The sequence below is a fragment of the Pisciglobus halotolerans genome (genome assembly GCF_900113675.1).
In the GTDB taxonomy this organism is placed as follows: Bacteria; Bacillota; Bacilli; order Lactobacillales; family Carnobacteriaceae; genus Pisciglobus; species Pisciglobus halotolerans.
The window spans coordinates 65,742-77,775 of sequence record NZ_FOQE01000007.1 but is presented as its reverse complement, the minus strand read 5'-3'; the positions used below and the strand labels follow the sequence as shown (position 1 = coordinate 77,775).

Here is a 12,034-nt window from a genome sequence, read left to right as displayed (position 1 = left end):
TTTTTGCGGATGCAAAGCCTCGCTCCACTCGCTTTGTACCCTTTCGTTAAGATTGATGCTATCAATCAAGCTCGAAACCTTAAGGAAACTACAGGCTCTTTAAGTCTGATTGGTTCACTTCACGCATCGGGACAGCAGAAGCGGGAATAACTGCATGATTCATTCAGTAAGTATTTATCTACAGTTTATTGTGATTGTTGTCGTGTTAATGATACTATCTATCTTTGTTTCATCTATATATCTACTGCCATTCATTTTAGTTATACCGATAAAAAAGGGGAGGAGTTTATGAACTTCATTCAAAAATCAATAGAAATCAAATGGCCGGCATTGCTAGTTGAAGTTGTTTTTCTGATTGGCGGCATCCTACTGTTAGCTGCTGGAATTAAAATGCGAAAAGAAAATAAGGTTTCAGCTGCCATGAGTATCGTGATAGGCGCATTGATCATTTGCATTTCATTATATTTGTTATTCTGGACAATCATCGTTGGGGACAATGCTTGATTCGCTGTTATTTTAAAACTTTAGCTCTGCTTTGTATAAAGGCAAAGGTGAGGTGAGTATAAAACCAACTTAAACATATGGAATAACTGAAGCTTCGTATATGGACAGACTGCTGCTTAATCTTCCATCTGATTTATGCTAAAATAAAGCTATCAAAAAAATGAAATGAGGACAGAAAAATCGTGAAAGTATTAGCAATGGATACTTCTAATCAAGCGATGAGTATTGCGGTATTGGAAAACAAACGAGTGATCGGAGAGTGGACAACCAATATCAAACGCAATCATAGTGAGCGATTGATGCCAGCGATTGATGCACTTTTGAAAGAAGTGAATGAATCGCCAGAGCAGCTCGACCGGATCGTAGTCGCTAAAGGTCCTGGGTCTTATACAGGATTGCGTATCGGGGTGACAACGGCTAAAACGTTAGCTTGGACTTTAGGTAAGGAGCTGGCCGGTGTGTCGAGCTTAGAGACTTTGGCAGCCAACTGTGTTGGAACGCGTGCTTTTATTGTCCCTTTATTTGATGCTCGCCGAGGGAACATTTACACAGGTCTCTATCAATACGATGAACAAGGTCAATTACAGCAAATAGAAGAGGATACCCATATTTCAGCTGAACAATGGGCAGAATATTTGAGCCGAAAAGAAGGGCAATTTGTTTTAGTCGGAGAAGACGTTGAACAATATCTTGAGACTTTTCGCCAGTATTTACAGGAACGGGTGACGGCAGCCCCTTCTCAGCAACATTTGCCAAGAGCAAGTGTTCTAGGACTGCTTGGACAGGAGAAAGCAGCTGAAGATGTTCATACGTTTATCCCAGACTATTTAAAACTGGCAGAAGCGGAGGAAAACTGGCGTAAAGCTCATCCAAACGAGCTGGAGGATGCTTATGTTGAAAAAATTTAAAGAATGGCTGATTGGTGAAGTGCCGAACGGATCATCTGCTGTAGTAGCTAACAAACGATTAGCAGAGCGAGTAGAATTGAGCGAAAGCCAGCTGCTGATTGCTGAAAAGCATCTGCTTCAGGTTTTGGTGGCTTCACATGAGCATGTTCAAGATATGTTGACGATACAAGCAAAGTGTTACAACGGAAAGACGCCGTGGAATGCGGCAGCTTTGCAACATGAACTGAAACGCAATACGCGCGCATTCTATATTTTACTCAAACATGAAACATTGCCTGTTGCTTTTATTGGTGCGTGGCTTGTCGAAGGAGAAGCACACATTACAAATGTCGCAGTTATCCCAGATTACCAAGGTATGGGGATCGCGACTTGGTTGATTCATGAGCTTGAACGTCTGTCGATATTGGAACAAATGAAAGTCCTCAGTTTGGAAGTCAGGATCTCAAATGAGAAAGCAAAACGCTTATATCGAAAATTGGGATTTGTTGACGGACAGATCAAAAGAGGGTATTATTCCAGCAATCTCGAAGACGCTCTTGAAATGAGCAAGCCTTTAGTGAGGGTGGAACAAGTTGATGCAACATGATAAAGAGCTCCAATTTATCTTTACACCAGAAGCTGAGCCTTCTGCTGAGGAGTTGATACAAATAGCGGCTGAAAGTTATCCCAATGGTTCACCGTGGTCTAAACAAGCTTTTGCAAATGACTTGATGGATCCCTATGCTGGGTACGGATTAGCCATACAGAACGGCAAAACGATCGGCTTTATTGGCTACCGAAAAATATACGATGAAGCAGAAGTGACGAATATAGCCGTTTTAAATACGATGAAAAATCAAGGGATCGCAACTCGGCTCATATCCGCTTGGTTTGAAAAATTAAAAGCTGACGGAGTAACGCAAATTTTTTTAGAAGTACGCCAAGGAAATCAAGCCGCGATCCATTTGTATGAACGAATGGGTTTTAAATCAATAGATAAACGTTACAGCTATTACACGGAGCCGGTAGAAGATGCGGTCATCATGCAATATACATTCAAAAATATCTAAATAGAAAGTGTGAAGGAGAACACCATGGAAAAGAAATTGATCCTTGCGATCGAAAGCAGCTGTGATGAAACAAGCGCCGCCGTTATTGAAAATGGAAATAAAATTCTATCCAATATCGTGGCTTCGCAAATCAAAAGCCACATGCGCTTTGGAGGTGTCGTTCCTGAGATTGCCAGCCGTCATCACGTAGAGCAGGTCACCCAAATCATTGAAGAAGCGATGGAAACAGCTGAAGTCGATTATGAAGACTTGGCTGCTGTTGCCGTTACACAAGGTCCAGGTCTTGTAGGGGCGCTGCTGATCGGTGTCAATGCAGCTAAGGCGTTAGCTTATGCTCATCATTTGCCGTTGATCGCTGTCAATCACATGGCCGGGCACATCTATGCGAACCAGCTTGTTGAACCGATGAAGTTTCCATTATTAGCCCTAGTGGTCAGTGGAGGGCATACAGAGCTTGTTTATATGGAAGAAGACGGATCTTTTGAAATTGTCGGCGAAACACGCGACGATGCAGCTGGGGAAGCTTATGACAAAGTTGGCCGTGTGCTAGGGCTGACTTATCCAGGCGGTAAAAAAATCGACGAAATGGCGCATAAAGGACAAGATGTGTATGGTTTTCCACGTGCCATGCTCAAAGAAGACAATTATGACTTCAGTTTTAGCGGATTAAAAAGTGCTTTTATCAATAAAGTCCATAATGCAGAACAAAAAGGTGAGCAGCTGGATCCCGAAGACTTAGCTGCCAGTTTCCAAGCCAGTGTGGTAGAGGTGTTGGTGACAAAAACGGTTCAAGCAGCTAAAGAGCATCCAATCAAACAATTGCTGCTTGCAGGAGGCGTAGCGGCTAATAAAGGATTGCGTGAAGCGTTGAAAGAAACGATGGCCAAAGAACTACCGGACGTTGAGCTCGTGATCCCGCCGTTATCTCTTTGCGGAGATAATGCGGCCATGATCGGGGCTGCTGCATTTTCAGCATTAGACAAGCAAGAGTTTGCAGCGCTAGACTTGAATGCAAAGCCGGGATTGCTGCTTTAAAGCACGTGTCTTTGCATCTTCAATCGTTCACGGCAAACAAATAAAATAAGCGTCCATTTTGGACTGACTCTAAAAGATAGATAGCACAAATCATCTTTTAAAGGCAGATCCATTATGGACGCTTTTTTGATCGTCAAAGAGATAGGTTTTGATCATTCGCTTTCATTTAGATCTTCCAGCGCAATATTTTTTTCTTCCCATTCTTCCATCAACGTTTCTTGAACAGTTGACAACGCTGCGATCTTTTTATTGAGTTCTTGAACACGTACATGATCTTCATAAATTTCCGGTTCTGCAAGGGTAGTTTCTAGAGAATAGATGTCTTCTTCGATAGTGGCTAATTCTTCTTCAATAGCTTCGATACGACGCGTTAGTTGACGCATCAATTTCTGCGTTTCTTTATTGATCGATCGATTGGCAGCAGGTTGCGTTGTTTTTTCTTCGTTTATTACCGTCTCAGCTTGGTTCGTTTGCTCTTCTGATAAGCGTTTCAATTCTTCCAGCTCAGCTTTTTTCTCAACATAGTAATCGTAATCGCCTAGATAAAGGGTACTGCCTTCAGGAGAAAGTTCAACAACTTTATTGGCGATCCGGTTGATGAAGTAACGGTCATGCGACACAAAAAGCAACGTTCCTTCAAAGTCGATCAGCGCATGTTCCAAAACTTCCTTACTGTCAATATCGAGATGGTTAGTGGGTTCATCTAACAAAAGGAAATTGTGTTGATTCATAGAAAGTTTGGCTAGTGCCAGACGTGCTTTTTCGCCGCCGCTTAAGGCATTAACAGACTTTTCAACATCCTCGCCAGAAAATAAAAAGCTTCCTAAAATAGAACGGATGTCTTTTTCAGGTGTTGTAGGGTGTTCATCCCATAACTCACTCAACACGGATTTGCTAGAATGCAGCTTAGCTTGTTCTTGATCATAATAGCCAGGATCAACATTAGCGCCAAAGGATTTGTTTCCTTTGATCAACGGCAGCATGTCTAACAAAGATTTCAATAAAGTAGATTTACCGATGCCGTTCGGTCCGACTAGAGCAATAGCATCTGTTTTGCGAATATCTAAGTTGATGGGTTCAGAAAGAATGGTTTGATCATAACCGATAGCGGCATCTTCTACAGTTAAAACAACATTGCCGCTTTCTTTGGCTGTTTCAAAACTGAAGTGTGCAGATTTTTCATCACCTTGAGGTTTATCTAAACGATCCATTTTTTCTAATTGTTTTCGACGGCTTTGCGCTCGTTTAGTAGTGGACGCTCGAACGAGGTTTCGATTGACAAAGTCTTCCAGTTTAGCGATCTCTTTTTGTTGTTTTTCGAATTCTTTCCATTCACGTTCAAGCTGTTCAGCTTTTAATTCAAGATATTTACTATAGTTTCCTTTAAAGTGGGTCATCTTTTGACGACTTAGTTCATAAACTTCATTGATCACTTTGTCTAGAAAATACCGGTCATGCGAAACGATCAGCAAGGCTCCGCTATACGTTTGTAAATAACCCTCCAGCCAATCTAAGGTTTCAATGTCCAAGTGATTCGTCGGTTCATCTAAGATCAGCAAATCTTTTTTTTGCAGCAGCAACTTAGCTAAGGCTAAGCGTGTCTTTTGACCACCAGAAAGTTGGTCGATTTGTTTATCATGGTCTTCTTCATAAAAACGGAAACCATGCAAAACAGAACGGATCTCAGCTTCATAACCGTAACCATTTTGTTCCTTAAAGTCATGTTGCAGCTGATCATACTGTTTGAGTGTCGCTGCGTACGCTTCTTGATCGTTTAAGAGCTTTGGATCGCCCAAGCTTTCTTCAATGTGCCGCATCTTTTTCTCTAGTTGGATAACTGGTTCAAAAACGGTCAACATTTCTTCCCAAATGGTTAATTGCGAATCCAGACCAGTATGTTGAGCTAAATAACCGATCGATACTTCTTTACTTTTAGAAATACCGCCTTCATCTGGTTGTTCGATACCGGCGATGATTTTTAGCAGCGTCGATTTTCCTGCACCATTGCGACCCACAAGACCAATACGCGCGTGTTCTTGTACTTCTAAATAAATGTTTTCAAATAACACATCTGCTCCAAAATGACGAGCAACGTGTTGCGCTTGTAATAAAATCATTTTTGTCTCCCTTGGTTCTTTGTTAAAGCAGTTTCGTGCTTTTTATTTCGTCTCTTCATTTCTAACATTGGTAAAGAAATTTCTTCCAGCCAATGAGCTACTGATGGAAAGCTGTAAGAATGCTTTGAGTCGAAAGTTGTGTCTCAAGTCGTGCAAGCTTCAAACGAAGTGTAACGGCTGAAACCTACTACTCAGTTGTTCACATTGCATCTATTTTTTAGAAACAACAACTTGCTCCATTGTTCCTAGTTTAGCACATTAGCAGACGGTTTGTGAATGAAGGGAAATGTTTCTGCAAAGTGCTTTTTCTTGTGCTATTCTAGTAAAAGAATGAAGGAGAGAATGAAAGATGAAAAAAATGAAACAACTGATCGGTCTGATCCTGCTGTCTTTTACATTAATGGGATGCCAACCACCCTCTTCAGCCGATCCGGAGCTATCAAAAGCCCCGCAAACAGAAAAGGCGGCCAGCCATGCAGATGGACAAAAGAATGAAAGCAGTGTTGCTGGAGAGAAACAGAAAAAAGCGAATCAGGAACTTGGGCAGCTGCAGGTACACTATATTGACGCAGGACAAGCAGATGCGACGTTATTTGAGTTCGCAGATAAAGACCAAACTTACCATATATTATATGACACAGGGGACTGGAACAAGGATGATGTCGTCCATTACTTACAAAAACAAGGCATTGACCAATTGGATTTAGTGATCGTCAGTCATCCTGATGCAGACCATATCGGTCAACTAGCTAAAATCATTGACCACTTTGATGTTGAAGAAGTTTGGATGTCAGGAAATACGAGCACATCAGATACTTACCAACAAGCGTTAAAGGCAATCGATGAACAAGGAATCGGCTATTACGAACCGCGTATGGGTGAAACGTTTGATATTGGTCCATTGGGAATCCGTATTCTATATCCTGAAGAAATAACTGGAAAAACCAATGAAGAATCGCTTTCCATGATGGCTTCTTATGGGGAAACGGACTTTTTATTTACAGGTGATGCAAGTAAAACAAGCGAACTGAATATGATCGCAAGTGGAGAAGATTTGCAAGCTGAGATTCTGTCGCTTGGACACCATGGCTCAAACACAGCTAGCCATCCAGATTTTATTGATGCAGTAGATCCAGAAATAGCCATCTACAGTGCAGGGAAAGATAATTCTTACGGTCATCCGCATCAAGAAGTTGTTTCTTTGATGAAACAACAACACATCCCCCTTTATGGAACAGACGTTGACGGAACAATCACCGTTACGACAGATGGGAAAGATTACCAATTGACAACAGAAAAGAGCGGCAAGACAACTAAGCCTGCTGCTTCTAAAAATAATGATGCCTCATCAAAAACGGCGGCATCATCTGCTTCATCAAATGAAACGAGAGCAGAAGAACAGAAAGAGCAGGTCAAGGATGACCAGGTCGATCTTAATCAAGCTTCTATAGAAGAATTGCAGACGATTGTCCATATTGGTCCATCAAGAGCTCAGGAGATCGTAAAGAACCGACCATTCAAGTCATTGGACGACCTACTTCAAATCGAGGGGATCGGTCCATCTAGATTAGAAGCGATCAAGCAAGAAGGAAAAGCGGCTATAGGAGGAGGAAACTAAATGAAAGGCGTCTTAGATCGGTTTGAAAGTCAGCAAAAAGCTGTGATCCTGATCGAGGAGATTCAAAAAGAATGGGTCGTTCCTCGTTCGATATTGCCTGAAGGAAGCAGCAAAAATACTTGGTTCACGATTGAAGAACAAGGAGATACCTTTAAAATCAAAGGAATCGATGAAAAATTAACAAAAGAAAAAGCCCAATCTTCTGCTGCTTTACTTAAAAAGCTGCGTGCTAAAAATACCGGCAGCAAGTTTAAACGAAAATCTGATTGACCAAGAAGCAGCAAGACGGAAAACAACTTAAATGACGGGTCAAAAAGCTGCTTCTGTGATATGATAAGGAAGAATAAAAAAGCGCTAGGAGATGCAAAAATGACAAAAGTTTATCGTGACGACAGCCAAACACTGCATACGGATATGTATCAGATAAATATGATGAAAACCTATTGGGAAATGGGAAAAGCAGATAAAAAAGCAGTATTTGAAGCTTATTATCGTGAAAATCCATTTGGGATCGGTTATGGTATCTTCGCTGGCTTGGAAAGAGTCGTGAACTATATTAAAAACCTGCGTTTTACCGATGCTGATATTGCTTTTTTGAGAGAGACACAAGATTATCCAGAAGATTTTCTAACCTATTTAAAAGAGTTTACCTTCGCAGGAACGATCCGTTCGGCAGTAGAAGGAGAATTGGTTTTTGCCAATGAACCGTTTATACAAGTTGAAGGACCGCTTGCTCATTGTCAGTTGGTAGAAACGGCCATTTTAAATATCGTGAATTTTCAAACGCTGATCGCTACAAAAACCTCAGAATTCAGAACGGTCGTAGATGGCGATCCACTATTAGAATTCGGAACAAGAAGAGCACAAGAGATGGATGCAGCTTTATGGGGCACGAGAGCAGCTTACATTGGGGGGGCAGATGGAACGAGTAATGTTCGCGCAGGCAAGATCTTTGGTATTCCAGTCAGCGGGACACATGCCCATGCCTTAGTCCAAGCTTATCGTGATGACTACCAAGCTTTTAAAGCTTATGCCCAATCACACAAAGATTGTGTTTTCTTAGTAGATACTTATGATACGCTTCGTTCTGGTGTACCGAATGCTATCCGCGTAGCAGATGAAATGGGAGACAAAATCAACTTTTTAGGTGTACGGATCGACAGCGGCGATATGGCTTACATTTCAAAACAAGTTCGTAAAAAGTTGGATGAAGCGGGCTATCCAAATGCTAAAATCTATGCTTCTAATAATTTGGACGTTAAAACGATTTTGAACTTGAAAATGCAAGGCGCCAAAGTTGATGTCTGGGGCGTGGGAACCAAACTGATCACGGCCTATGAACAGCCAGCATTAGGTGGTGTATATAAGCTTGTTTCTATCGAAGATGATGATGGTCAGATGCATGATACGATCAAGCTGACGAATAATGCTGAAAAAGTGTCTACGCCAGGTAAAAAACAAGTATGGCGGATCACGAGTAATGAACAAGGAAAATCAGAAGGAGACTACATTACATTTTGGGATGAACGTCCTGATCAGCAGGAAGAATTGTTTATGTTCCATCCTGTCCATACGTATGTTAACAAAACAGTTAAAAACTTTACAGCACGTCCTGTATTGAGAGAGATATTTGTAGAGGGCAAACTGGTCTATGAATTGCCAACTTTAGAAGAGATCAAGCATTATGCTCAAGACAGCTTGTCCAGCCTTTGGGAAGAATACAAGAGAGGCTTGAATCCAGAGCCCTATCCAGTTGATTTATCTCAAAAATTATACGATAATAAAATACGTATCATTCATGAAACAAGACAAAAAGTCAAAGATGAAACGAAATAAAACAAAGCAAATTGTATAGGAGGATGAACGAACATGACAGAATTAAAAAAAGAAATTTTAGCGAATATGAAAGTTTCACCTACTATCGATGTTGAAGAAGAAATCAGAAAAAGAGTCGACTTTATCAAAGCCTATTTGAAAAAGCATTCCTTTATCAAAAGTATCGTATTAGGAATCAGCGGGGGTCAAGATTCGACGCTGGTTGGAAAATTGTGTCAAATGGCGATAACTGAAATGCGGGAAGAAACAAAAGATGCGGCTTATCAATTTATTGCCGTGCGTTTGCCGTATGGAGAGCAAGCGGATGAAGAAGATGCCATGCGAGCAATCGATTTTATGCAAGCTGATCGTACCGTACGTGTCAATATTAAAGAAGCCGTTGATGCGATGGTGAAAGCCTTGGCAGATGATGGTGTATTAGTCAGTGACTTTAATGAGGGCAATATCAAAGCACGCCAACGAATGATCACGCAATATGCGATCGCTGGTGCTTATGCAGGTGTAGTAGCTGGTTCTGATCAATCTGCTGAATCTGTCACTGGTTTTTATACAAAGTATGGCGATGGCGGTACAGACATTGACCCTATTTTTGGATTGAATAAAAGACAAGGAAGAGCCCTTTTGAAAGAGCTGAATTGTCCGGAAGATCTTTATATGAAGGTGCCGACAGCTGATTTAGAAGATGATCGTCCAAGCTTGCCTGATGAAATGGCATTAGGTGTTTCTTACGAAGCAATCGATAACTATTTGGAAGGCAAAGAGGTCAGCGATGAAGAAGCAAAAGTCATTGAGAAATGGTATGCGTCCAGCCGTCATAAACGCAATATGCCGATCACGATCTATGATGAATTTTGGAAGTAAGATCAAGATAAGAGAACAAGCGATACTGGGTCATCGAATTGTATAAAAGAAAGAACCTTAGGGAGGAGTAGGGATAAGAGACCCTGCTCCTTTATTTATTGAAGTAATTCTCAAAGTGAAGGATTCAATGAGAAGCTTCAATTGTTTCTGGAAAGAAAGGCAGTTTAATTAAAGAGGTGTATCAAAATAGTGAAAGAGCGAAAACATGTACAACGGTCTCTTTTGTTAGATTCAATTAAAACCGCTGTCATAGGAATCGTTACAGCTTTTGTAGCGAATTTTTTATTGCAATTGTTTCAAAATAAATTAGATTTCTCCATTGCGAGGCTATTTGCTTTTGAATGGCATACAGAGATTTTTTTGATGAGTATGGGTATTTTATTTATTTTTTACCTTTGGCTGACTGCTCTGTTAGGCAGCCGCTGGACCAGTTCTTTTTTGGTCTTAGGTTTAGCATTGCTGTTGGGCACGATCACTTGGCAAAAAATGACAACAAGAGGTGAGCCGTTTTATCCTTCTGATCTGAGGATGATCTCTGAAGTTTCTTTTTTAGTCAAAATGGTTCCTTTATGGTTACTGGTAGTTGGCGCATCGTTGATTGTGATAGTCATCTTAGCGGTTGTATTGTATAAAAAGAAGTTTCAGAGAAACGAAAAAATACGCAAAGAAAAGCGTTGGATCATTAGAGGATGTACTTTTCTTATCACTTCGCTATTATTGCTGTATGTTAGTTTATTTAATCAAGAAGGGAATAAAGTGCGCGCAGCTTTTGATCCGTATGCCTATTGGATACCGTACAGCCAGCAAATGAATTACTATAACAACGGCTTTATAGGCGGGTTTTTATATAACTTACGGATGAAGAGTGTTGAAGAACCAGACAATTATTCAAAAGAGGCCATGGAAAAGTTGGTTGCTAAGTATCAACAGGAAGCAGAGAAAATCAATCAAACACGTGACCAAACATTTGAAGGGATCAACTTGATTTTCATCATGAATGAAAGTTTCTCAGATCCGATGGCGTTAGAAGGGTTAATGGCGAATGAGGATCCGATCCCTTATATACGTGATCTGAAAAAGAAAACTGTCAGTGGTAATGTCTTTGCGGAAGGATATGGCGGCGGAACAGCCAATAGTGAATACGAAGCTTTGACTGGTTTTTCTATTGAACCGTTGGCTACGAATGTGGCGACGCCTTATACTCAACTCGCGACCAAAATGCAGAAATTGCCAAATATCAGCCGATTGCTGTCTCAGCGTTCTTATGCCACCACAGCGATCCATCCTTTTGATACAACGATGTATAAGCGTTCTGAAGTATATGATGCTTTTGGTTTTCAAACATTTTTAGACAAAGACACGATGAACTATACAGCTAAAAAGGAACAGAATCCCTATATCTCAGATGCCGCTGCTTATCAGGAAGTTTTGCATCGTTTGAAGGAAACGGATCAGTCGGATTTTATTCATTTAGTGACCATGCAGAATCACATGGGTTACTTTGGCAAGTATCCTTCTACTTCTTTCGATGTCAACGGTTCAGGAGATCATGAACAGGCACGCAACTACTTTCAAGATCTACGCTACAGCGATCAAGCGATCGAAACATTTTTGAATGCAGTTGATCATCTAGATGAAAAAACAATGATCGTTTTTTGGGGCGATCACCTGCCAGGTTTTTATGGAGAAAGCATTAAAGAAAACAACAGTATACTGGCACTGCATCAGACACCTGCTTTTGTTTATGCAAATTTTGAGACCACGAAAGCTTCTTTTGGAACAATCAGTCCGATTTTCTTGATGAATCATGTGTTAACAGCTGCTCATGCCAAAGTTACACCCTATCAGGCTTTTTTAATGCAGTTGGAGTCTTATTTGCCAGCTTTTGAAAAAGGTCGATATTTGGAAAAGGGGACAGAAGAGTTGAAAGAGATGCGCACGGATCTAAAACCAGAAACCCAAGTCCTTTTACAAGAATATTCTGAGCTGCAGTATGACTTGCTGGAAGGGAAACAATATACGAAAGAGGCCGATTTTTACGAATAAATTTCTTTTTTTTAGCAAGGTTGCCAGTTGTTTTTATGGTCTATACCATTTATAATAAGA

General features: G+C 40.8%; 11 protein-coding genes. 10 read left to right on the top strand and 1 reads right to left on the bottom strand.

Going from position 1 to position 12,034, the window contains the following annotated elements:
• Positions 1 to 288: 288 nt before the first annotated feature.
• The 5 genes from BM057_RS04070 (at position 289) to tsaD (ending at position 3,496) form a co-directional block, all read left to right on the top strand.
• Complete coding sequence (locus tag BM057_RS04070) at positions 289 to 504, top strand: hypothetical protein (RefSeq protein ID WP_092091653.1); 216 nt, start codon at positions 289 to 291, stop codon at positions 502 to 504.
• A gap of 182 nt (positions 505 to 686) precedes the next feature.
• Positions 687 to 1,412: a tRNA (adenosine(37)-N6)-threonylcarbamoyltransferase complex dimerization subunit type 1 TsaB gene (gene tsaB, locus BM057_RS04065; protein WP_092091651.1), complete on the top strand. Its 726-nt coding sequence runs from the start codon at positions 687 to 689 to the stop codon at positions 1,410 to 1,412.
• The gene (gene rimI, locus BM057_RS04060; RefSeq protein ID WP_047390755.1) at positions 1,396 to 1,998 is read left to right on the top strand and encodes a ribosomal protein S18-alanine N-acetyltransferase; all 603 of its coding nucleotides are present in this window, start codon (positions 1,396 to 1,398) and stop codon (positions 1,996 to 1,998) included. Before tsaB ends, rimI (BM057_RS04060) begins: the two co-directional genes overlap by 17 nt.
• On the top strand, positions 1,988 to 2,461 hold the full coding sequence (gene rimI / locus BM057_RS04055) for a ribosomal protein S18-alanine N-acetyltransferase (protein WP_047390753.1): 474 nt from the start codon (positions 1,988 to 1,990) through the stop codon (positions 2,459 to 2,461). The genes rimI (BM057_RS04060) and rimI (BM057_RS04055) overlap by 11 nt, the downstream gene beginning before the upstream one ends.
• A gap of 24 nt (positions 2,462 to 2,485) precedes the next feature.
• Positions 2,486 to 3,496, top strand: a complete 1,011-nt coding sequence (tsaD, locus tag BM057_RS04050; protein WP_092091649.1) for a tRNA (adenosine(37)-N6)-threonylcarbamoyltransferase complex transferase subunit TsaD — start codon at positions 2,486 to 2,488, stop codon at positions 3,494 to 3,496.
• Between the two features lie 152 nt (positions 3,497 to 3,648).
• Here tsaD and BM057_RS04045 read toward each other — a convergent pair whose 3' ends face one another.
• Positions 3,649 to 5,613, bottom strand: a complete 1,965-nt coding sequence (locus BM057_RS04045; protein WP_092091647.1) for an ABC-F family ATP-binding cassette domain-containing protein — start codon at positions 5,611 to 5,613, stop codon at positions 3,649 to 3,651.
• Between the two features lie 349 nt (positions 5,614 to 5,962).
• On the opposite strand from BM057_RS04045, the gene BM057_RS04040 reads away from it, so the two are divergent.
• The 5 genes from BM057_RS04040 (at position 5,963) to BM057_RS04020 (ending at position 11,974) form a co-directional block, all read left to right on the top strand.
• Positions 5,963 to 7,231: an MBL fold metallo-hydrolase gene (locus BM057_RS04040; protein WP_047390749.1), complete on the top strand. Its 1,269-nt coding sequence runs from the start codon at positions 5,963 to 5,965 to the stop codon at positions 7,229 to 7,231.
• Positions 7,232 to 7,501 (top strand): DUF3006 domain-containing protein, encoded by a 270-nt coding sequence (locus BM057_RS04035; protein ID WP_047390748.1) that lies wholly within the window; start codon positions 7,232 to 7,234, stop codon positions 7,499 to 7,501.
• 99 nt (positions 7,502 to 7,600) lie between these two features.
• On the top strand, positions 7,601 to 9,067 hold the full coding sequence (locus BM057_RS04030; RefSeq protein WP_047390746.1) for a nicotinate phosphoribosyltransferase: 1,467 nt from the start codon (positions 7,601 to 7,603) through the stop codon (positions 9,065 to 9,067).
• A 33-nt stretch (positions 9,068 to 9,100) separates the two neighbouring features.
• Entirely contained in the window at positions 9,101 to 9,928 is an 828-nt protein-coding gene (gene nadE, locus BM057_RS04025) for an ammonia-dependent NAD(+) synthetase (protein WP_092091645.1), read from the top strand.
• A gap of 189 nt (positions 9,929 to 10,117) precedes the next feature.
• On the top strand, positions 10,118 to 11,974 hold the full coding sequence (locus BM057_RS04020) for an LTA synthase family protein (protein WP_245741793.1): 1,857 nt from the start codon (positions 10,118 to 10,120) through the stop codon (positions 11,972 to 11,974).
• Positions 11,975 to 12,034 lie beyond the last annotated feature (60 nt).